This window comes from Thiobacillus thiophilus (genome assembly GCF_055378705.1).
Genome location: NZ_AP042404.1, coordinates 1,206,794 through 1,228,757 on the forward strand (window position 1 = coordinate 1,206,794; position 21,964 = coordinate 1,228,757).

The following is a 21,964-nucleotide window of genomic DNA, read 5'->3' on the forward strand; positions in this document are numbered from 1 at the left end:
CATCTCGCTCTAATGAACAATCCGGGTTTATCGGTATTGACCAGCTCCTACGGCACCGCTTGCCGAAGGGTAGAGGCTTCATCAGAGGGAGCAAGACATGACTTCAACAATCAACAGTGACATAGCCAAATGAAAATAAGTCCATTCGCGGGAAAGCCCGCCCCGCCTGCCATGCTGGTCAATGTGCCCCGGCTCGTCACGGCCTACTACAGCCGGCTACCCGACCCGTCGGTACCCGCGCAACGCGTCGCGTTCGGCACCTCGGGGCACCGCGGTTCGGCGTTCGAAAACAGCTTCAACGAATGGCATGTGCTCGCCATCAGTCAGGCCATTTGCGATTACCGCACGCAGCAAGACATCGATGGACCGCTGTTTCTGGGGATCGACACGCACGCGCTTTCGGAACCGGCGTATGCCAGTGCGCTCGAAGTGCTGACGGCCAACGGGGTGGATGTCATGCTCGCGGACAGGGACGAATATACCCCGACTCCGGTGATTTCCCACGCCATCCTCACCTACAATCGCGGCCGCGTTGCCGGATTGGCGGACGGCATTGTCATCACGCCTTCGCACAATCCGCCCGACAGCGGCGGCTTCAAGTACAACCCGCCCAATGGCGGACCGGCGGACAAGGACGTCACCGGGTGGATCGAAGCCCGCGCCAATGCGCTGCTGGAAAAGCGCCTGAAGGGTGTGAAGCGCGTGACTTTCGAGCAGGCCCGGCGCGCCGCGACCACGCACCGGCATGACTTTCTCAATGCCTATATCGACGATCTCGGCAGCGTGCTCGACATGGAGGCGATACGCGGCGCGGATATCCGCATGGGCGTGGATCCGCTGGGTGGCGCCGGCGTTCACTACTGGGGCCCGATTGCCGAGCGCTACGGGTTGAATCTCACGGTGGTGAACGCAGCCGTCGACCCGACCTTCCGCTTCATGACGCTTGATTGGGACGGCCAGATACGCATGGACCCCTCCTCGTCCTACGCCATGCAGAGCCTGATCGATCTCAAGGATCGATTCGACATCGCCTTCGCCTGCGATACCGACCATGACCGGCACGGCATCGTCACCCAGAATGCGGGCTTGCTGCCGCCCAACCATTATCTTGCGGTCGCCATCGACTACCTGTTCCAGCATCGACCGGGATGGCGCAAGAATGCGGCGGTGGGCAAGACCGTGGTCAGCAGCCAGATGATCGACCGTGTCGCAGCGAGGCTCAATCGCACGCTCTACGAAGTGCCGGTTGGCTTCAAATGGTTCGTGGAGGGGTTGCACGACGGCTCGTTGGGCTTTGGCGGAGAAGAGAGCGCGGGCGCCTCGTTCGTCCGGCAGGATGGCAGCGTCTGGACCACGGACAAGGACGGCATCGTCCCGGCATTGCTGTCGGCGGAGATCACCGCGCGCGCGGGACGCGATCCCGGCGAACTCTACCGTGAGCTGGCACGCGAGCTCGGCGAGCCGGCCTACGAGCGTATCGAGGCACCGGCGACGCCGGAACAAAAGCAGAAGCTGGCGCAGCTCTCGCCGCAGCAGGTTCGGTCCGCCGAGCTGGCCGGCGAGCCAATCCAGACCATCCTCACCCAGGCACCTGGAAACGATGCGCCTATCGGCGGCCTCAAGGTGATTACCGAGAGCGGATGGTTCGCGGCGCGCCCATCCGGCACCGAGGACATCTACAAGATCTATGCTGAAAGCTTCCGGGGTGCGGATCATTTGCGCCGCATTCAGGTCGAAGCCCAGGCTATCGTCACCGATGCTTTGGCGGCGCCCCCGCAGTAGCCATGGATGGGAATCCAACATCAACTTGAAAGAAAACCATGAGCGAACACACACACATCAGTCACCCGAAGCAGCGTTATATTTCCCCGGACGTCGAGGGATTCGATGCGCTGACCGAACTGGCCCTGGATATGCGCTCGTCGTGGAATCACGCCACCGACCAGGTGTGGCGACAGCTGGATCCGGTACTGTGGGCGCGGACCCAGAATCCCTGGGTGGTGTTGCAGACAGTGTCGCGGGAGAAGCTCCAGCAGGTATTGGCTGAGCCAGCTTTCCGTAAAAACCTTGACGATCTGGTGCAAGCCCGGCGCGATGCGGCGGAGGCGCCTGCGTGGTTCCAGCAAGCCTATCCGCAATCTCCCCTCAACTGTGTTGCCTATTTCAGCATGGAATACATGTTGAGCGAGGCCTTGCCCATTTATTCGGGCGGACTCGGCAATGTGGCCGGCGATCAGCTCAAGGCCGCCGGCGATCTGGGCGTTCCGGTCGTCGGCGTGGGGCTGCTCTACCAGCAAGGCTATTTTCGCCAGGTGATCGACAAGGATGGCGCGCAGCAGGCCCTTTACCCGTACAACGACCCCGGCCAGCTGCCGATCACACCGCTGCGCAAACCGAATGGCGAGTGGTTGCGCCTGGAAATTTCCCTGCCCGGCTACTCGGCCTGGCTGCGCGCCTGGCAGGTTCAGGTCGGGCGCGTGACACTGTACCTGCTGGACAGCAATGACGCCGCGAATTACCCGGCGCATCGCGGCATTATCAGCGAACTGTATGGCGGCGGGCCGGAGTTGCGCCTCAAGCAGGAGGTGGTACTCGGCATTGGCGGATGGCGACTGCTCGCCGCACTCGGTATTGCGCCCGAAGTCTGCCATCTGAACGAAGGGCATGCCGCCTTTGCCGTGCTGGAACGCGCGCGCAGCTTCATGGAGGAAACCGGACTGAGCTTCGAGGCCGCGCTGGCGGCCACCCGTGCCGGCAACCTCTTCACCACGCACACGGCGGTGGCGGCCGGCTTCGACCGTTTCGCACCGGCGCTCATCGAGCAATACCTCGGCAACTATGCCGAACAGCATCTCGGTATCACCCGCCACGATTTGCTGGCGCTGGGCCGCCAGAATCCGAACGACGCGTCGGAACCCTTTAACATGGCTCATCTGGCGATTCGCGGCAGCGGCGCGGTGAACGGCGTAAGCAGTCTGCATGGCAGGGTGAGCCGGCACCTGTTCGGTCCGCTCTTTCCACACTGGCCGACCGAAGAAGTCCCGGTCGGACACGTGACCAACGGCGTTCACATGCCAACCTGGGACTCGGCCCCGGCCGATGCGCTCTGGACGGAAGCCTGCGGCAAGGACCGCTGGCTGGATGGATCGGGTCCCCTGGAACAGGACATCCGCCGGGTCTCCGACGAGCGACTCTGGGAATTTCGTATGGCTGCCAGCGTGTCTCTGGTCGACTACGCACGCGAACGCCTGTCCCGGCAGCTTACGGCAGCCGGCGTGCCGCCTGGAACAGTGGCCGAGACGAGGGGCCTGTTCGACTGTAATATCCTGACGCTGGGCTTTGCCCGCCGTTTTGCCAGCTACAAACGCCCCAACCTGCTGCTCCACGATCCGGAACGCCTGCTGCGCCTGCTGACCAATCCGCAACGTCCCGTGCAGCTCATCATCGCCGGCAAGGCCCATCCCGCCGACCTGGCAGGACAGGCCCTGATCCAGCAATGGATTCATTTCATCCGCCGCCCCGAGGCACGTCAGCATGTGATCTTCCTCAGCGACTACGACATGCACCTGACCGAATATCTGGTGCAGGGCGTGGATGTCTGGCTCAACACGCCGCGTCGTCCCTGGGAAGCGTGCGGAACCAGCGGCATGAAGGTGCTGGTCAATGGCGGCATCAATCTGTCCGAGCTGGACGGATGGTGGGCCGAAGCCTACACGCCTGAAGTCGGATGGGCGTTGGGAGATGGTCAGGAACACGATAGCGATCCCGCCTGGGACGCCATCGAAGCGGAAGCCCTCTATGACCTGCTCGAACGCGAGGTGATCCCCGAGTTCTATACCCGCGACGCGCAGGGCATCCCCACCGCCTGGGTGGCGCGGATGCGGGAAAGCATGGCGCAGTTGACGCCGCGCTTTTCCACCAACCGCGCGGTTTGCGAATACACCGAACAACACTACCTGCCGGCCGCTACAGCCTACCGTAAACGGGCCGCCAACCAGGGTGCCATCGGCGCGGAGCTGGTTGATTGGCAGCACGCGCTGGCGCAAAAATGGGCCGCGCTGCGTTTCGGCGAGATCAAGCTTGAAACCGCGGACGAGCAGCACGTATTTGAAATACAGGTGTATCTCGACGATCTCGATCCAGAGGCAGTGCGGGTCGAGCTTTATGCCGATGGCATTGCCGGTGTCGCGCCAGAGCGCATAGAGATGCAGCGCGTGCGACAACTGGTAGGCGCAGCAAGCGGCTACGCCTACCGTACAGAAATACCGGCAGCCCGCCCGGCGACCGACTATACGGCGCGGATCATTCCGTACCACGATGGCGCGGCGGTTCCTCTGGAAGCCGCGTATATCCTGTGGCAACGGTGATTCATGCGCAAGAGGACGCCTGAAAGCCCACTGCATGATTACATGGCCGAGCTTGTCGAACGCACTGACATTCGGCGGGGTGTTCCGTTACCTATGGGAACCCATGAAGACCAGGGGGGCGTCAACTTCGCCTTGTTCAGCCGTCACGCCAGCCGCGTTCGGCTGGACCCGAGAAAGGACATCGCTTCAATTTCAACAAGCTGCTCCTGGACCCCTTTGCGACGGCGATCGCTCAGATACCCGACTGGGACTTCGGACCGGCCCGCGGCTACGATCCGTCAGCGCCGGAGCGAGACCTGGTTTGCTCGAAAGTCGACGATGCCGGCGCCATGCCGAAATGCGTGTACACGCACGAACACTTCCATTGGCAGGACGATCTACCGCCCAGACATCCCTGGTCGAAGACCGTGGTTTATGAAATCCACATCCGTGGTTTCACCATCCATCCCGATGCTGGCGCGACACACTCCGGCACCTACCGTGGCCTGATGGAAAAGATCTCCTACTTGACGGAACTTGGCGTGACGGCGGTGGAATTGATGCCGGTGCACGAGTTCAACGAACATCAGGCGCCGGGCATCAACCCTCAAACCGGCAAGCCGCTCACAAATTACTGGGGCTACGATCCCGTGGCCTTCTTTGCCCCGAAGGCCTCCTGCTGCAGCGCAGGAGGCATGGGCCAGCAGAAGCTGGCGTTCAAGGAGACGGTGCGGGCGCTTCATCATGCCGGCATCGAAGTGATCCTGGACGTGGTGCTCAATCACACGGCGGAGGGAAACGAGCTGGGGCCGACCCTGTGCTTCCGCGGAATCGATAACGCGATTTTCTACATGCTCGCGCCGGACCGGCGCCATTACAGGAACTACGCGGGCACCGGTAATACCATCAACACCAACCATCCCGTGGTGCGGGATCACATCCTGGGGGCGTTGCGTCACTGGGTGGTGGAAATGCACGTGGACGGCTTCCGCTTCGATCTGGCGTCGATCCTTGGCCGGGATGAAACCGGCACGCTGCTGGCCGACGCTCCGCTGCTCGAACGGATCGCCGAGGATCCGATCCTGTATGACGTGAAAATCATCGCCGAGGCGTGGGACGCCGCCGGCGCCTACGAGGTGGGCAGTTTTTCGGAGCGGCGCTGGGCGGAATGGAACGGGCGCTACCGGGACGACATCCGGCGTTTCTGGCGTGGCGACGAGGGGATGCGCGGGCTGTTCGCCAATCGCATCGGCGGCAGCGCCGATATCTATACCACGTCGGGCAAAGGCCCCGAGGACAGCATCAATTTCGTCACCTGCCACGATGGCTTCACTCTGAACGACCTGGTGAGCTATCGCACCAAACACAACGAAGCGAATGGAGAGGACAACCGGGACGGCAACGTGCCCGACTGGTTTGATCCGCCGGCCAAACAGCTGGCTTGCCAGATACATGAAGACGAGCATGACAGACTGTCCCTGACGTTCAATGCCGGCAGCGAGCGCGTCGACTTTCGCGTGCCCGAGGCACCGGATGGCCGGCACTGGCATCGGGCGGTGGATACGTATCGTCCGGCCCGAGGATATTGCCTCGCCGGGCACGGCACCGCGTCTGAATGCGCCCGTGGCCTATCGGGTCGCACCACGCGCCGGCGTCATCCTCGTGACGCGAAGATGACGCCCACCCTGAGAATTCCGATCTATGCTAAAACCTGAAAAGGCCTTCGTCCTGTCGGTCAATGGTGGTTCGTCCAGCATCAAGTTCGCCTTGTTCGACACGGGAACGTCGCTGCATCGGGTTCTACAAGGCAGGATCGAGCAGATCGGCATGCCGACCGCCATGTTTACGGTGCAGGGAGCGAATCGTGCCGATGTCTTTTCGCGTTCCGTGTCTGCTCCGGATCACACGGCGGCGGTCGGCGTATTGATGGACTGGGTCGAGGAACGGATCGCAAGCGGGGCGCTGGCCGCCATCGGCCATCGTGTGGTGCATGGCGGGCCCGCGTACTGGGAAGCGCAGCGGATCACACCGGCGATGATCGAGACATTGCATCAGCTAAGCCCGTTCGACCCCGAGCATCTGCCGGAAGAGATTCTTCTGACCGAGGCCTTCCATCGCCATTTTCCGGATGTTCCGCAGATCGCCTGCTTCGATACCGCCTTCCACCATGACATGCCGCGTGTGGCCCGCTTGCTGCCGATCCCGCGGCGTTACGATGCGCAGGGTGTCCGGCGCTATGGCTTTCACGGCCTCTCCTGCGCCTACCTCATGGAAGAGCTCGCACGGCTGGAGGGCGTTCAATCTGCGCAGGGACGGGTAATCCTGGCCCATCTCGGTAATGGCGCGAGCATGACGGCCGTGCATGCAGGGAAAAGTATCGATACCAGCATGAGTTTCACGCCGACGGCAGGCCTGCCCATGAGCACCCGCAGCGGCGACCTGGACCCGGGACTGGCCTGGTATCTGGCACGCACGGCGGACATGACGGCGAAACAATTCCACCATATGGTCAACCATGAATCGGGATTGCTCGGCGTATCGGAGACCAGCGCCGACATGCAGGACCTGCTCGCACGCGAAGCGGACGATGTTCGCGCGGCGGAAGCGGTGGCGCTGTTCTGCTACCAGGCGAGGAAGCAGGTCGGAGCCTATGCCGCCGCACTGGGCGGGCTCGACACGCTGATCTTCGCCGGCGGCATCGGTGAAAACGCGCCAACCGTTCGTGCGCGCATAGGCGAGGGACTCGGCTTCCTCGGCATCGAGCTGGATGCGTCGCGCAACGCGGCACATGCAGATGTGATTTCAACGGACACCAGCCAGGTGACGGTTCGCGTCATCCGGACGGACGAGGAACAGATGATCGCAAGGTCGGTCTGTCGTGTTCTCGGCCTTGGTACCAGCAATGGAGGGGACTGAACCATGCATGCCAACCCACAGACACTCTCGCCGGAACTGCTGAGCAGGATGGACGCCTATTGGCGCGCGGCAAACTATCTTTCGGTCGGACAAATCTATCTCTATGACAACCCGCTGCTGAAACGGCCGCTTGAGATCACGGATGTGAAGCACATGCTGCTTGGACACTGGGGTACGACGCCCGGGCAGAATTTCATTTACGCGCACTTGAACCGCATCATCAAGCAATACGACCTCGACATGATTTACGTCTCCGGCCCCGGGCACGGTGGTCCGGCCGTCGTCGGCAACACCTACCTCGAAGGCACTTACAGCGAAATCTATCCCAACATCAGCCAGGATGAGGCCGGGCTGCAGAAGCTCTTTCTGCAGTTTTCGTTTCCCGGCGGTATCCCAAGCCACGCCTCGCCGGAATGCCCGGGGTCGATCCACGAAGGCGGCGAGCTCGGCTATTCGCTCAGCCATTCGTTCGGCGCGGTGTTCGACAATCCCGATCTTGTCGTCGCCTGCGTCATCGGCGACGGCGAAGCGGAAACCGGACCGCTGGCCACGGCGTGGCAGTCCAACAAATTTCTCGACCCAATTACCGACGGCGCGGTGCTGCCGATCCTGCACCTCAATGGCTACAAGATCAGCAACCCGACCGTACTGGCCCGCGTCGAGCATGAGGAACTGGAGCAATTCCTTCGCGGCTGCGGCTGGACGCCCTACTTTGTCGAAGGCGACCAACCGGAAGCGATGCACCAACTCATGGCCGCCACATTGGAAAAGGCCATCGAGGACATCAAGCAAATCCAGAACAATGCGCGCAGCAATAACGACACCGCGCGGCCACGCTGGCCGATGATCGTCCTCAAGTCGCCCAAGGGCTGGACCGGGCCGGAGGTGGTCGATGGCCTGCAGGTCGAAGGCACCTTCCGTGCACACCAGGTGCCGCTTCACCCCAGGGCGCATCCCGACCACCTCAAGCTGCTGGAGGACTGGCTCAAGAGCTACCGGCCGGAAGAATTGTTCGATTCGCAGGGCCGCCTGAAACCGGAACTGGCCGAACTGGCACCCAAGGGCGAACGCCGCATGGGCGCGAATCCACACGCCAACGGCGGCATGCTGCTGCGCGATCTGCGCATGCCGGATTTTCGCAACTATGCAGCCGTGGTGCCCGCGCCGGGTGCGCCCGGCATAGGCGACACGCATGTGCTCGGGTCTTTCCTGCGCGATGTGGCGAAGCTGAACCAAACACAGCGTAATTTCCGGGTATTTGGCCCTGACGAGACGCTCTCCAACGGCCTGGAAGCCCTGTTTGAAGTGACCCAACGCCAATGGGACGCCGCGACCGTACCAAACGACGAATGGCTCGCACCTGCCGGGCGCGTGATGGAAATGCTCAGCGAGCACCAGTGCGAGGGCTGGCTCGAGGGCTACCTGCTCACCGGACGGCATGGGCTCTTCAACTGCTACGAAGCGTTCATCCACATCATCGATTCGATGTTCAACCAGCACGCAAAGTGGCTGACGATCACGGCACACCTGCCGTGGCGGCGCAAGATCGCCTCGTTGAACTACCTGCTGACCTCGCATGTCTGGCGCCAGGACCACAACGGCTTCACCCATCAGGACCCCGGCTTCATCGACCACGTCGTGAACAAGAAGGCCGAGGTCGTGCGGGTTTACTTTCCGCCGGATGCCAACTGCCTGCTGTCGGTGATGGATCATTGTTTGCGCAGCCGTCATTACGTCAATGTGGTGGTTGCGGGCAAGCACCCGGCGCCGCAGTGGCTGACGATGGACGCCGCTGTCAAGCACTGCACCGAGGGTATCGGCATCTGGCAGTGGGCCAGCAACGACCAGGCCGTAGCGCCCGACGTCGTCATGGCCTGCTGTGGCGACGTGCCCACGCTGGAGACGCTGGCGGCCGTTTCCATCCTGCGCGAGCATCTGCCCGACCTGAAAATCCGCGTGGTCAACATCGTCGACCTGATGAAGCTGCAGCCGCCCAGCGAGCACCCGCACGGCCTCTCCGACACGGATTTCGACGAGTTGTTTACCAAGGACAAACCGGTGATCTTTGCCTACCATGCCTACCCGTGGCTGATCCACCGGCTGGTATACCGCCGCACCAACCACGACAACATCCACGTCCGCGGCTACAAGGAGGAAGGCACCATCACCACACCCTTCGACATGACGGTGCTGAACGACCTGGACCGCTTCCATCTCGTGATGGATACCATCGACCGCCTGCCGCAGACCGGCGACAAGGGTATCTACCTGAAGCAGCAGCTCAAGGACAAGCTCATCGAGCACAGGCAGTACATCAACAAGTACGGCCAGGACATGCCGGAAATTCGCAACTGGGAATGGAAAGGATGAGACGCCCATGATCCGGCGTTGCTTTCACGGGCCATGAAAGGTGCTGCCAGATGTGAAAACTGATTAATACGATCAAGGACAATTCACTTTCTACCGTCCTGCTCACGTTTTTCGCCATCTGTATTTCCGCGCAAAGTTTTGCCGGGTGGCGGGCGCCAAATGAAAATTTAGCGGCGCACAGGCAGGTATCTCTCGGGTATTGGCATCCCTTTGGGCATATCAAATGCGCAGCATCCCGAACACTCTGTACAGGGCCTGCTCGTCGACGAAGAGACCTGGGCGATTCGATATCTCATCGTGGACACGAGCAACTGGTGGCTCGGCCACCTGGTGCTCATCGCGCCGCAATGGATCCAGAAGGTAAGTTGGTCCGACAACACGGTGTCTGTTGACCTGACACGGCAATCCGTGAAAAACGCCCCGGCGTACGATGCGGCGGCGCAGCTGAATCGCGAGCAGGAAGTGAACATCTTCAAACATTACGGGCATCCCGGTTATTGGGATGACGAGGCGTAATGTGAAGCGGCAATATCACATCATAAGGTCTGTGTCAGAGCTGGACGCGGGGAAAGCCCCTTTCACTTCAGTTGCTGCACAGCACTGCCGCGTCTTGGCGGGTTGATTCGACAAATTTTTCGACGATCAGGCTGGTCCTAACCTAAAACTAAAGAAAAGGAGTTTCCAATGCCCATACAACTCAATGAAGAAAACAACGGCAAGCTGCTCGCCGTGCACGTCAGCGGCAAGCTGGTAAAGGACGATTACACGGAATTTGTGCCTGCATTCGAGCGACTCGTCCGGCAGCACAGAAATCTGCGCGTGTTGTTCGACATGACCGACTTCCACGGCTGGGAGGTCGGCGCGGCATGGGAGGACTTCAAGTTCGGCGTCGACCACTTCAGCGATATCGAGCGCATGGCGATGGTCGGTGAAAATAAGTGGCAGGAGGCTATGACGGTCTTCGCCAAACCGTTCACCAAAGCCCAGGTCCGTTACTTCGATCACGCCAAGGCAGCCGAGGCGCGGAAGTGGTTGAACGAAGCGTAGCGGCTTCTGCTGCGACGCAACGAATTCATACCGCGATAGCAGGGACATGGGCATGACAACAAATTTCCTGCAACTCACGAAACCCGGGGCCTCGCAACGACAGTAAGGAATACCCCTCATGAAACCCGATACCGACCAGTCCAAGGCGCCCGAAGCGAAGTCAGTTCCGAAGCCTGAATCGAAGCCCGATGCAAAGGATGATACGAAGGACGATCTGAAATCCCTGCCCCTGGCGGAAGTAGAAAAGAAATTGGGGTCATCACCGGACGGCCTCACGCAAGCGGAGGCGCAGAAACGGCTGGCCCAATACGGGCCCAACGAGATTGAAGAAAAGAAGACTAATCCGTTCCTGAAATTCCTCACCTATTTCTGGGGCCCCATCCCGTGGATGATCGAGGCAGCCGTGATCCTTTCGGCGGTAGCCCGGCATTGGCCGGACTTTGGCATCATCCTGCTGCTGCTCGTGGCCAACGCTGTGGTCGGATTCTGGGAGGAACACGCAGCGGGCAATGCCATTGAGGCCCTCAAGGCCAAGCTGGCGGTCAAGGCCCGGGTGATACGTGACGGCAAGTGGGGCAATCCGGCGGCGCGCGAGTTGGTGCCGGGCGATGTCATTCGCATGCGCCTGGGCGACATTGTGCCGGCGGATGCGCGCTTGCTGGACGGCGATCCCATGTCGGTTGATCAGTCCGCGCTGACCGGAGAGTCCTTGCCGGCCGAACGTAAACCGGGCGACGCAGTGTTTTCCGGTTCCATCATCCGCCGCGGTGAGAGCCGTGCGCTGGTGTACGCCACGGGCGTACATACCTACTTCGGCAAGACCGCAGAACTGGTGCAGGACGCGCACACCGTCAGCCATTTTCAAAAGGCGGTGTTGAAGATCGGCAACTACCTGATCATTCTCGCGGTGGCGCTGGTGGCTATGATCGTTGCCGTCGCGATCTACCGTGGTGACCCGATCCTTACCACGTTGCAGTTTGCCCTGGTGCTGACCGTGGCGGCGATTCCGGTGGCCATGCCCACAGTATTGTCGGTCACAATGGCGGTCGGCGCGCGTCTGCTCGCCAGGAAGGGGGCGATTGTCAGCCGCCTGGTGGCCATCGAGGAACTGGCCGGCGTGGGGATATTGTGTGCGGACAAGACCGGCACCCTGACCCAGAATAAGCTCACGCTGGGCGATCCGTTCAGCGTGGACAATGTCCCTGCCGAGCAGGTCATCCTCGACGCCGCGCTGGCGTCGCGCGCGGACGACAAGGACACCATCGACCTGGCCGTTCTGGGCGGCCTGAAAGATGACAAGGCCCTGAAGGGCTACCAGGTGGTGCATTTCCAGCCGTTCGACCCGGTGCACAAGCGCACCGAAGCGACCGTCAAGGGCGCGGACGGAAAACAATTCAAGGTGACCAAGGGCGCGCCGCAGGTGATCCTGGCGCTGGCGGCCAATGCCGGCGAAGTCAAGTCCGCCGTCGACAAGGCGGTCAACGACTTTGCAGCGAGCGGCTTTCGCTCACTCGGCGTCGCCCGTGCAGAGGAGAACGGCAAGTGGATGCTTGTCGGCGTGTTGCCATTGTTCGACCCGCCACGCGAAGATGCCAGGGCAACCATCGCGACTGCGCTGGCGATGGGCGTGAAGGTCAAGATGGTGACGGGGGACGCACTGGCCATCGCCAAGGAAACCGCGAAAAAGCTGGACATGGGCGCCAATATTCTCGATGCCTCCAGCCTGGGCGACTCGAAAAAGGACGAGACCGACGAGGTGGCCGAGTCCATCGAAAAGGCCGACGGCTTCGCCCAGGTGTTTCCCGAACACAAGTTCCACATCGTGGATGTGTTGCAAAAACGCAGTCATATCGTCGGCATGACCGGCGACGGGGTGAATGATGCCCCCGCGCTGAAGAAAGCCGACTGCGGCATCGCCGTATCGGACGCGACCGACGCGGCACGCGCGGCGGCGGCCATCGTATTGATGACACCCGGCCTGTCGGTGATCATCGACGCGATCAAGGAGAGCCGGAAGATTTTCCAGCGCATGAACAGCTACGCGATCTACCGCATCGCCGAGACGCTGCGCGTGCTGTTGTTCATGACGCTTTCGATCCTGATCTTCAATTTCTATCCGGTGACGGCGGTGATGATCGTGATGCTGGCATTGCTCAACGACGGCGCCATCCTGTCCATCGCTTATGACAATGTGCATTACAAGGATCAGCCCGAGGCCTGGAACATGCGCATGGTGCTGGGGATATCCTCGGTGCTGGGCGTCATCGGGGTCGTTGCAGCCTTCGGCTTGTTTTATCTCGGTGAACGCGTGTTTCACCTCGACCGCGCGCACATCCAGACGCTGATGTATTTGAAGCTGTCGGTGGCGGGACATCTGACGATTTTCCTCACTCGAACGCGCGGCCCGTTCTGGTCCATACGCCCCGCGCGGATTCTATGGGGGGCCGTGCTCGGCACGCAAATCGTGGCGACGCTAATCGCGGTTTACGGATTGTTCATGACGCCTCTCGGCTGGGGTTGGGCCGGATTCGTGTGGGGCTATGCGCTGCTGTGGTTCCTGGTGAATGACCGCGTGAAACTGCTCGCCTACCGGATATTTGATCCAGTCAAAGCTGGAACCAAGCCTGGTTCCAAAGGCGAGGACAAGCCCGAAGCAAAAGACAAGAGCAAGCCTGACACCCAAGCCGATGCCAAACTCGAAGTTAAGCCCGAATCCAAAACGGAGGCCAAGCCTGACGCCAAGGACGAATCGAAACCCGAGGCCAAACCCGAAACCAAAGATGCTGATACTGAGCCTGAAGCAAAGGTCGAGCAGAAGCCGGACGCCAAAGCTGAACCACAAACTCAAGCACCCGCTGAGGTTGAAGCCAAACCCGCAGTCGAGCCAAAACCTGAAGCCAAAGCCAAAACAACTTCCGATCTGACACCGCAGATCGCCGCACGGGCGTATGAACTCTATGAGGAGCAGGGCCGTCGGGACGGTCAATCAGTTCAGAATTGGGACAAAGCGGAACAGGAGATTCAGGAAGCTCAATCCAGGGAAGAACCTGAAATTGAAGCGAAAGACAAACCGCAATCCGAAGCAAAGGTAGAGCCGAAGCCGGAAGCCAACGCCAAGCCTAAACCTGAATCGAAAGCCGATGCCAAGCCTGAAGATAAAGCCGAGCCCAAACTCGAATACAAAGCCAACAAATAATCACCGCGAACAACGCGGCTGAAATTGACCTTTCCCCGAAATTTCGTCTTCCAGGGGTAACGTAGTATTGACGTTAATTTGGGAAGAGGGAAGATGAAGAAGATACCGAAACAAGAGTACACCGCCGAGTTCAAAGCGCTGGCGGTCAAGCGGGTAAAAGACGGGTTGACAGTAGGCGCTGCAGCTCGTGAATTGGGGTTGATTGACCAGACCTTGCGTAACCGGGTCAAGGCCACTGACGCGGGCAAGCTCAACGGGGCGGGCACCAAGCCGGTCACGCCTGAACAGATGGAGTTGACCCGGGCGCGTGCCGAGGTCATCCGGCTCCGGCGCAAGGTCGAAATCTTAAAAAAAGCGACGGCATACTTTGCAAAGGATGCGCTGTGAAGTATGCCTGGATCGACACCCGGCGCCCGTACTACGCCTTGACTGAAATGTGCCCCGTGCTGGCGGTCAGCGTCAGCGGCTACCGTGCCTGGAAACGCGGCGGCAAGGCTGATCGGTGTCGTCTGACCGACGCCCAGATGCTGGCGCTGATCCGCGCCATCCACGACGAACTCAAGGGGGCTTATGGCAGCCCCAGAATGGTCCTGGAACTGCGCGCACGCGGCTTCTCTGCCAGCAAGGGCCGCGTCGAGCGGCTGATGCGCGAGCACGGCATCCGGGCGCGTCACAAACGCAAATTCAAGGTAACGACGGACTCGAAACATAAGCTGCCGATTGCGCCCAATCTGCCGGATCGCAACTTCGCACCGGCTGCGCCGAATCAGGTTTGGACATCCGACATCACCTATCCGTGGACGGACGAAGGCTGGCTGTATCTGGCGGTTGTTCTTGATCTGTTCAACCGCGAGGGGGTGGGCTGGTCGCTGAAACCGCGCATGACGGCGGACATCGTGACGGATGTGCTGACGATGGCGTGGTTCAGGAGGAAGCCAGCGCCGGGTGTGCTTCACCACTCCGACCGGGGCAGCCAGGGCGGATTCAACAGCTTCAAGAACGAGCGGGTGCATGGCTGGCGCTTCGCGACGCGCGAGGACATGACGGCCACGGCCTTCGAGTACATCGAGGTGTTCTACAATCGGAAGCGGCTGCATTCGACGCTCGGTTACAAATCTCCGACACTGTTCTTGCAGGACTGGCTGACCGCTCAGCAGATGGAAAAACGGGTAGCATGAACACCGCTCGTTGGAAGACGAAAAACAGAGGGAAGATCACAATTCAACATGGCCGTCATTGCGAGCGCAGCGAAGCAATCCAGCGTATCGATTAAGTGGGCATTTCTGGATTGCCGCGTCGCTGCGCTCCTCGCAATGACAAATTAATCGGCGCTTCCCTAAAGAAGTGATCGAGCTGCCCTATAAAAGCCTTGTGGAGGCACTGTGAATCCGTTTATCCAGGACATGCCGGAGATTCACGACTGGAAATGGGAACTTATCCATGAATAAATTGAGACAAATTTGGAGCAATCTGCGGTCGAGCTTCTGGTTTTTGCCTTCGCTGATGGTCTTGGGCAGCGTTGTCTTCGCGGCAGCGTTGATCGAGGCAGACTCTGCCTGGAGCGACCGCTGGCTAACCCAGTGGCCACGCCTGTTTGGGGTCGGGGCGGAAGGCGCACGCCAGATGTTGTCCACGCTTGCCGGTTCGATGATGACCGTTATGGGCGTCACGTTCTCCATGATCCTGGTGGCGTTGGCGCTGGCTTCGAGCCAATACACCCCGCGCATCCTGCGCAACTTCATGCGCAGCCGCGTCACGCAGGTCACACTCGGTATCTTCGCCGGTATTTTTGCCTATTGCCTGATTGTGTTGCGCACCATTCGGGGGGGCGAAACAGAATTTGTGCCGAGCCTGGCGGTGTCCTTCGCATTTTTTCTGGCGCTCGGTGGCGTAGGCGCTCTCATTTTCTTTATTCATCACATCGCCTCGTCAATCCAGGCTTCCAACATCATCGCCTCGATTGCTCATGAAACCATCGCGGCCATTGAACGGCTGTTTCCGGAAAAAAAGGCACACGAACCCGATGAAGATGAGGGGCAGAGTCAGGTGCTTGAGGCTCTGGATGAGAGGACCTGGTACTCAGTGCCGGCAGCGGTGAGCGGCTATATACAGAGCGTGGATAATGATGTGTTGCTGCGCCTGGCGCGGGACAGCAAGACCATCGTGCGGATGGAACGCGGTGTCGGCGCATTCGTTGTGCAGAATACTGCGTTGGCATCGCTCGCCCTGACGTACCCGCCGGATCAGGAGATGATTGCTGCCCTGAACAAGGCTTACAGCATCAGCCGCCATCGCACGGCGGAACAGGATCCTTCTTTCGGCATCAGACAGATCGTGGATATGGCATTGAAGGCACTTTCGCCCGGTATCAATGACACCTCGACGGCCGTGATGTGCGTGGATTATCTGGCAGCGATTCTGACTCGGTTGGCCTGTCGGCAATTCCCGCCATCGCACCGCTACGATGGCGAAGCGCTACGTGTGATCTCTATCGTTCCGACCTTTGAAGGCCTGCTGGCGGAATCGTTCGACCAGATTCGGCGTAGCGCCGAAGGCAATGTCTCCATCATGGAACGTATACTCGGCGCCATCGAGACGATCGCCAGCCTGACGGTCAGCCCGTGTCACAGACGGGCACTCAAGGAACAGGTGCAGCGGATCGCCGGGTTGGCCGATCGTAGTATCGCGTCCACACATGATCGCGCGCAGATCAAAAGGCGGATGATTCACGTACGCGAAGCGCTCGAGGCCCAGCTTGCTTTGAACGCTGGGGAAGAGCGGGCATAGCGTTATAGCGTTATGAAGCCGAACAGAGAAATGCCACGCAAAGCCCGGTTAGCGAATTGCGGTGTGGTCGTTACAGTGCAAGGCGGGAAGGCACAGCTTTTTTGTGGCGCGGCGGAATTTACCTGTCAGTGGTTGTCTGCGATGCAGTTCGATCTCGGCACTTTTATCGAAAGCTTGGTCGGCAAGTACCGAAGCAGGAACCGCGATCCAGCGGCTCCGAGCGAGAGTGTTCCCGCGCAACGATTGTCTCGCAGTTGTCATAAGCTGTTTCTGAGGGCAGTGTTGCTCGGTTCTGTGTGCTGCGTGCTGCCATTGACGGTCGTGGCGCAGGAACCCGTCGGTAAGGCCGGCGAAGCGCAGAAGCTAACCGCACCCGCCAAACAAGAGCTCTCCTTGGCACCCGCAAAGGTGGACGTAAAACCCGTCGCGCACGATGAAGAGATCCGCATGAGACTCCAGCGTGTTCTGGATGCCACCGACTGGTTCACCGACCCACAAGTCCGGGTCGAGGAGGGCGTCGTCTTTCTCAATGGCAAGGTGGAGTCCGATGAGCTGAAAAAGTGGGCCGGCGATCTGGCACACAATACGCAGGACGTTGTCGCCGTGGCCAACCGGTTGCAGGTGACCCAGCAATCGGTATGGGATTTCCGCCAAGCCTGGGGTGGCGTAATGCTATTACAGCGCGACTTCATCCGCGCGCTGCCTTTGCTTGTTTTTGCTCTGCTCATTCTGGCTCTGTCGGTTGGCAGTTCCCTACTGACAATTCGCGGCGTCCAAGCGCTGCTGCGCCCACGGGTTCGGACCAAACTCCTGCAAAATGTGATCGCGCGTACGGTGGGCGGACTCGTTCTCATCTGTGGCGTCTATCTCATTTTGAGAGTATCCGGCTTGACGCAACTGGCTTTGACGCTGGTCGGCGGCACCGGTCTGGTCGGCCTGATCATTGGTATCGCATTCCGGGACATCACCGAGAATTTCCTGGCGAGCATCTTCCTCAGCACGCAGCCCCCGTTTGAAACCGGCGACCTGGTTGAGATTTCCGGCGTGACCGGCTACGTGCAGCAATTGAACATGCGCACCACGATCTTGATGACCCTCGATGGAAATCACGTGCAGATCCCGAACGCCAACGTTTACAAGGCCATCCTCAGTAATTTCACTACCAATGCCAACCGGCGCGAGGAATTTATCGTCGGTATCGGCTACGACGATGCGATCAACGAGGCTCAGGAGATTGCACGAGAGGTCTTGGCGAACCACCCGGCCGTTCTGAGTGATCCCGAACCCGCAGTGTTGGCGGACAATCTGGGGGCGGCCACAGTCAACCTGCGCGTCTATTTTTGGATCAACGGCCGCGAATACAGTTGGTTGAAGGTGCGTTCGTCGGTGATCCGGCTGGTGAAACGTGCCTTTCAGGAACATGGCATCTCGATGCCCGACGAGGCCAGGGAGGTGGTCTTCCCGCAAGGTATCCCCATCACCATGCTCGATGGGGAACCGGCAGAGGCGCACGCTGCAGCACAGGGGAAACGATTCTCCGCTGAAGCGCGGCATGAGGAACTCGATGTGGTGTCCACGAAAGCGGAAGCCGGTTTATACAGCGAGGCCACCGTCATCGAGGAACAGGCACGGCAGGCACAACCGCTGAAGGAAGAGGAGAATCTCTTGCCGGGTACTTCCGCAACCGCCGCCGAGAAACAGGCGAAAGAATCAAATCCATAATGAAAAAGACATGAGCGACACCACCTTGAGTCCCCGACGAAACATCAACAACGTTGGAGATCGCCAATTCGTTGGAGGAAGATAAGGCATGGTTTTATGAAACCGAACAGAGAAATGCCACATAAGGCCCGTTTAGCGAATTGCGGTGTGGTCGTCGCGGTGCGCGGCAGCGTCGTGGATATCCGTTTCGATACACAGTTGCCACCCATCCACACCTTGCTGCACGCGATGGCGGGAGAGATCGCCATCGAGGTTTTGGCGCAACTCGACGCGCACCGCGTGCGAGGCATTGCACTGACCCCCACCCAGGGCCTCGCCCGTGGCATGGCGGTGGATTCCACGGGCGGACCGTTGAAGGCGCCGGTAGGCAATGAAATTCTCTCGCGAATGTTCGATGTGTTCGGAAGCGCCATCGACCGCCAGACGGCACCGACGGATATCCAGTGGCGCACCGTCCATCGGGCCCCGCCGCCGCTGGCACGACGCTCTACCCAATCCGAGATCTTCGAGACGGGAATCAAGCTTATCGATGTGCTGATGCCGCTGGAACGTGGCGGCAAGGCAGGCCTGTTCGGCGGGGCGGGCGTCGGCAAGACGGTGTTGCTCACCGAGATAATCCACAACATGGTCGGGCAACAGGAAGGCGTGAGCATTTTTTGCGGCATCGGTGAGCGCTGCCGCGAAGGCGAGGAACTCTACCGCGAGATGAAAGCAGCGGGCGTGCTGCCGCACATGGTGATGGTGTTCGGCCAGATGAACGAACCGCCCGGCGCCCGTTTCCGCGTCGGCCATGCCGCGCTGACGATGGCCGAGTATTTTCGCGACGACGAGCATCGCGATGTGCTGCTGCTCATCGACAACATCTTTCGGTTCATCCAGGCCGGCATGGAGGTGTCCGGCCTGATGGGGCAGATGCCGTCGCGCCTCGGCTACCAGCCGACCATGGGCACCGAGCTGGCGCAGCTGGAAGAGCGCATCGCCAATACCGATACCGGCGCGATTACCTCGATCCAGGCGGTGTATGTGCCGGCGGACGACTTCACCGATCCGGCGGCGGTTCATACCTTTTCGCACCTTTCCGCGTCCATCGTGCTGTCGCGCAAACGGGCCAGCGAAGGACTCTATCCGGCCATCGACCCGCTGCAGTCCAGTTCAAAAATGGCCACGCCCGGCGTCATCGGCGAGCGGCATTACGCCCTCGCGCAGGAAATCCGGCGCACGCTCGCGCAATACGCGGAACTCAAGGACATCATCGCGATGCTGGGCCTGGAGCAGCTTTCACCGGAAGACCGCAACGTGGTGGGCCGCGCCCGGCGCCTGGAGCGCTTTCTCACCCAGCCGTTTTTCACGACCGAACAGTTCACCGGCCTCAAGGGCGCGCTGGTCAGCCTCGACGACGCGCTGGATGGCTGTGAACGCATCTTGCGTGACGAATTCAAGGACATGCCGGAGAGCGCGCTATACATGATCGGGACGATAGCCGAAGCCAAGGTGAAAGCCCAAGCCCAAGCCGGTTCAAAACCCCAAGCGGAAGTCGAGCATGCCGTCAGCGCGCATGAATCTTAAGGTTCTTCTACCTTTCAAAATCTTCGCCGAGAAGACCGCTGTATCGCGCATCGTCGCGGAGACGCGCGAGGGCGCATTCGGGCTTTTGCCCCACCGGTTGGACTGCGTGGCAGCACTCGTGCCGGGGATACTCATTTTCGAGACCGAAATGGAGGGCGAAGTTTACGTCGCCGTGGATGAAGGGGTGTTGGTCAAGACCGGCCCGGAGGTGCTGGTTTCCGTACGCCGGGCGCTGGCCGGAACGGACCTCAGCCAATTACGCGACGCAGTGGAGCAGGAATTTCTGACCCTGGACGAGCACGAGCAAAGCGTACGTTCGGTGCTGGCGAAACTGGAAAGCGGTTTTATTCGGCGCTTCGCGGCGTTTCATCATGAGTGAAAATTCCGAAATCAAGCCCAAGCCTATCGAGACGGAATTCAGCCAGCTGGTGGGCGAAAAGGCGGCACGCAAGCTCAAGGCGCAACGTCATGTCACGCAGACCGTCTGGTCCGGTTTGGGCATGATGGGCCTGGTGGGCTGGTCGGTGGCGATACCCACGTTGCTTGGCGCAGCACTCGGCATCTGGATAGACAAGCACCACCCGGGCAGCCATTCCTGGACACTCGCGCTGCTGGCCATCGGTTTAGGCTTGGGTTGCGTCAATGCCTGGCATTGGGTGTCCAAGGAAGACAGGGAAATACACGAGCAAGAGGAGAACAATCATGAGTGAGCTGTTGAGCCTGGCAGCCGCGTCGATTGCGGGCATCATGCTCGGCGCATTTTTTTTCGGGGGACTTTGGTGGACCGTTCGAAAGGGGATGGCGTCTGAACGGGTCGCACTCTGGTTTATCGGCAGCATGCTGCTCCGAACCGGTGTAGTCCTGCTGGGCTTCTATTTTGTCCTGGGGGACGATTGGCGGCGACTGGTCGCGGGTCTGCTTGGTTTTGTCGTTGCGCGCCTTATCGTGATGCGGCTCACCCGATCAGCGGCGAAACCAACCCCATTTATACAGGACGCCCGTCATGCACCTTAGTCCCGATCAGATCATCTTTTGGCAATACGGGATTTTCAAACTCAACGCCACGATTGCTTACACATGGGGGCTGATGTTCGTGCTGGCGGTCGGTTCAAAACTTGTCACGCGCAAGCTTGCCACAGGTCTGCAACGTTCGCGCTGGCAGAATCTGCTGGAGATCGTCGTCACCGGTATCGAGAAACAAATTGAAGAGGTCGGCATGAGTCAGCCCCAAAAATATCTCGGCTTTCTCGGTACCTTGTTTCTGTTTGTCGCGATGGCGAGCCTCTTCACCATCGTTCCCGGCTATGAGCCGCCGACCGGTTCGCTCTCGACCACCGCAGCGCTGGCTATCTGCGTGTTTGTGGCGGTGCCGCTGTTCGGCATCGAGGATCAAGGGATGGGTGGATATCTTAAGGAATATCTCAAGCCGACAATTATCATGCTGCCGTTCAACATCATCAGCGAGCTTTCGCGCACCCTCGCCCTGGCCGTCCGCCTGTTCGGCAACATGATGAGTGGCACGATGATCCTCGCCATTTTGCTGACCATTACACCCTTCATCTTCCCGATCGCGATGAGCGCGCTCGGCCTGCTGACCGGCATGGTGCAAGCCTATATTTTCAGCATCCTGGCCACGGTTTACATCGCAGCCGCCACACGCGTCCGCAAGCCCCAGCCAGAACCCGATGCATCACATTGACGTATGAACCACTTTTATTTAAGGAGATACCATGGATAGCATGACCATTATCGCGGTGGCATCAATTGTCACGGCTGGCCTGACCATTGCCATAGGGGTCTTGGGACCTTCGCTTGGCGAAGGACGCGCGGTTGCCACGGCGCTGACCTCGCTGGCGCAGCAGCCCGATGCCTCCGCCACCATCACCCGAACGCTATTCGTCGGCCTGGCGATGATCGAGTCCACCGCGATCTACTGCTTCGTGGTCTCGATGATTCTCATCTTCGCCAACCCGTTCTGGAATCTCGTCATCGCCCAAGCCGCTGGAAAATAAGC

Annotated in this window: 17 protein-coding genes; all 17 read left to right on the plus strand. The window is 60.1% G+C overall.

The window, feature by feature from the left end; genetic code table 11:
* Positions 1-171 precede the first annotated feature (171 nt).
* The 17 genes from pgm (at position 172) to ACZ41T_RS05915 (ending at position 21,962) form a co-directional block, all read left to right on the plus strand.
* Positions 172-1,782: a phosphoglucomutase (alpha-D-glucose-1,6-bisphosphate-dependent) gene (gene pgm, locus ACZ41T_RS05835; protein WP_464923537.1), complete on the plus strand. Its 1,611-nt coding sequence runs from the start codon at positions 172-174 to the stop codon at positions 1,780-1,782.
* Positions 1,783-1,820: 38 nt separating this feature from the next.
* The gene (glgP, locus tag ACZ41T_RS05840; protein ID WP_464923538.1) at positions 1,821-4,367 is read left to right on the plus strand and encodes an alpha-glucan family phosphorylase; all 2,547 of its coding nucleotides are present in this window, start codon (positions 1,821-1,823) and stop codon (positions 4,365-4,367) included.
* 341 nt (positions 4,368-4,708) lie between these two features.
* Positions 4,709-6,061, plus strand: coding sequence for an alpha-amylase family glycosyl hydrolase (locus ACZ41T_RS05845; RefSeq protein ID WP_464923539.1), 1,353 nt, complete (start codon positions 4,709-4,711; stop codon positions 6,059-6,061).
* A complete protein-coding gene (locus ACZ41T_RS05850; RefSeq protein ID WP_464923540.1) occupies positions 6,048-7,262 on the plus strand; it encodes an acetate/propionate family kinase in 1,215 nt (404 codons plus the stop codon). The genes ACZ41T_RS05845 and ACZ41T_RS05850 overlap by 14 nt, the downstream gene beginning before the upstream one ends.
* A gap of 3 nt (positions 7,263-7,265) precedes the next feature.
* Positions 7,266-9,632 (plus strand): phosphoketolase family protein, encoded by a 2,367-nt coding sequence (locus ACZ41T_RS05855; RefSeq protein WP_464923541.1) that lies wholly within the window; start codon positions 7,266-7,268, stop codon positions 9,630-9,632.
* Positions 9,633-9,842: 210 nt separating this feature from the next.
* Positions 9,843-10,148 (plus strand): hypothetical protein, encoded by a 306-nt coding sequence (locus tag ACZ41T_RS05860; RefSeq protein ID WP_464923542.1) that lies wholly within the window; start codon positions 9,843-9,845, stop codon positions 10,146-10,148.
* Positions 10,149-10,316: 168 nt separating this feature from the next.
* The gene (locus tag ACZ41T_RS05865; protein ID WP_464923543.1) at positions 10,317-10,679 is read left to right on the plus strand and encodes a SpoIIAA family protein; all 363 of its coding nucleotides are present in this window, start codon (positions 10,317-10,319) and stop codon (positions 10,677-10,679) included.
* 118 nt (positions 10,680-10,797) lie between these two features.
* Complete coding sequence (locus ACZ41T_RS05870) at positions 10,798-13,875, plus strand: plasma-membrane proton-efflux P-type ATPase (protein ID WP_464923544.1); 3,078 nt, start codon at positions 10,798-10,800, stop codon at positions 13,873-13,875.
* Between the two features lie 93 nt (positions 13,876-13,968).
* Positions 13,969-15,053, plus strand: a protein-coding gene (locus ACZ41T_RS05875) for an IS3 family transposase (protein ID WP_464923545.1) whose coding sequence is annotated in 2 segments (ribosomal slippage) — positions 13,969-14,221 and positions 14,221-15,053 — 1,086 coding nt in all. Because the reading frame shifts where the segments join, the coding sequence is not laid out codon by codon here.
* A gap of 262 nt (positions 15,054-15,315) precedes the next feature.
* Positions 15,316-16,662, plus strand: coding sequence for a DUF2254 domain-containing protein (locus tag ACZ41T_RS05880; protein ID WP_464923546.1), 1,347 nt, complete (start codon positions 15,316-15,318; stop codon positions 16,660-16,662).
* Between the two features lie 141 nt (positions 16,663-16,803).
* On the plus strand, positions 16,804-18,384 hold the full coding sequence (locus ACZ41T_RS05885) for a mechanosensitive ion channel domain-containing protein (protein ID WP_464923547.1): 1,581 nt from the start codon (positions 16,804-16,806) through the stop codon (positions 18,382-18,384).
* 114 nt (positions 18,385-18,498) lie between these two features.
* Positions 18,499-19,950 (plus strand): F0F1 ATP synthase subunit beta, encoded by a 1,452-nt coding sequence (gene atpD, locus ACZ41T_RS05890; RefSeq protein ID WP_464923548.1) that lies wholly within the window; start codon positions 18,499-18,501, stop codon positions 19,948-19,950.
* Complete coding sequence (locus ACZ41T_RS05895; protein ID WP_464923549.1) at positions 19,940-20,329, plus strand: F0F1 ATP synthase subunit epsilon; 390 nt, start codon at positions 19,940-19,942, stop codon at positions 20,327-20,329. Before atpD ends, ACZ41T_RS05895 begins: the two co-directional genes overlap by 11 nt.
* The gene (locus tag ACZ41T_RS05900) at positions 20,322-20,660 is read left to right on the plus strand and encodes an AtpZ/AtpI family protein (RefSeq protein ID WP_464923550.1); all 339 of its coding nucleotides are present in this window, start codon (positions 20,322-20,324) and stop codon (positions 20,658-20,660) included. Before ACZ41T_RS05895 ends, ACZ41T_RS05900 begins: the two co-directional genes overlap by 8 nt.
* Entirely contained in the window at positions 20,653-20,964 is a 312-nt protein-coding gene (locus tag ACZ41T_RS05905; protein ID WP_464923551.1) for an N-ATPase subunit AtpR, read from the plus strand. The genes ACZ41T_RS05900 and ACZ41T_RS05905 overlap by 8 nt, the downstream gene beginning before the upstream one ends.
* Entirely contained in the window at positions 20,954-21,649 is a 696-nt protein-coding gene (locus ACZ41T_RS05910; protein ID WP_464923552.1) for a F0F1 ATP synthase subunit A, read from the plus strand. The genes ACZ41T_RS05905 and ACZ41T_RS05910 overlap by 11 nt, the downstream gene beginning before the upstream one ends.
* A gap of 31 nt (positions 21,650-21,680) precedes the next feature.
* Complete coding sequence (locus tag ACZ41T_RS05915; protein WP_464923553.1) at positions 21,681-21,962, plus strand: F0F1 ATP synthase subunit C; 282 nt, start codon at positions 21,681-21,683, stop codon at positions 21,960-21,962.
* The last annotated feature ends 2 nt before the right edge of the window (positions 21,963-21,964 follow it).

Excerpts from the sequence above, each read along its gene's own strand:
- pgm (WP_464923537.1), top strand. The coding sequence starts at position 172 with ATGCTGGTCAATGTGCCCCGGCTCGTCACGGCCTACTACAGCCGGCTA.
- atpD (WP_464923548.1), top strand. The coding sequence starts at position 18,499 with ATGCCACATAAGGCCCGTTTAGCGAATTGCGGTGTGGTCGTCGCGGTG.
- ACZ41T_RS05905 (WP_464923551.1), top strand. The coding sequence starts at position 20,653 with ATGAGTGAGCTGTTGAGCCTGGCAGCCGCGTCGATTGCGGGCATCATG.
- ACZ41T_RS05900 (WP_464923550.1), top strand. The coding sequence starts at position 20,322 with ATGAGTGAAAATTCCGAAATCAAGCCCAAGCCTATCGAGACGGAATTC.
- ACZ41T_RS05885 (WP_464923547.1), top strand. The coding sequence starts at position 16,804 with ATGCAGTTCGATCTCGGCACTTTTATCGAAAGCTTGGTCGGCAAGTAC.
- ACZ41T_RS05850 (WP_464923540.1), top strand. The coding sequence starts at position 6,048 with ATGCTAAAACCTGAAAAGGCCTTCGTCCTGTCGGTCAATGGTGGTTCG.
- ACZ41T_RS05870 (WP_464923544.1), top strand. The coding sequence starts at position 10,798 with ATGAAACCCGATACCGACCAGTCCAAGGCGCCCGAAGCGAAGTCAGTT.
- ACZ41T_RS05855 (WP_464923541.1), top strand. The coding sequence starts at position 7,266 with ATGCATGCCAACCCACAGACACTCTCGCCGGAACTGCTGAGCAGGATG.
- ACZ41T_RS05895 (WP_464923549.1), top strand. The coding sequence starts at position 19,940 with ATGAATCTTAAGGTTCTTCTACCTTTCAAAATCTTCGCCGAGAAGACC.
- ACZ41T_RS05880 (WP_464923546.1), top strand. The coding sequence starts at position 15,316 with ATGAATAAATTGAGACAAATTTGGAGCAATCTGCGGTCGAGCTTCTGG.
- glgP (WP_464923538.1), top strand. The coding sequence starts at position 1,821 with ATGAGCGAACACACACACATCAGTCACCCGAAGCAGCGTTATATTTCC.
- ACZ41T_RS05915 (WP_464923553.1), top strand. The coding sequence starts at position 21,681 with ATGGATAGCATGACCATTATCGCGGTGGCATCAATTGTCACGGCTGGC.
- ACZ41T_RS05910 (WP_464923552.1), top strand. The coding sequence starts at position 20,954 with ATGCACCTTAGTCCCGATCAGATCATCTTTTGGCAATACGGGATTTTC.
- ACZ41T_RS05865 (WP_464923543.1), top strand. The coding sequence starts at position 10,317 with ATGCCCATACAACTCAATGAAGAAAACAACGGCAAGCTGCTCGCCGTG.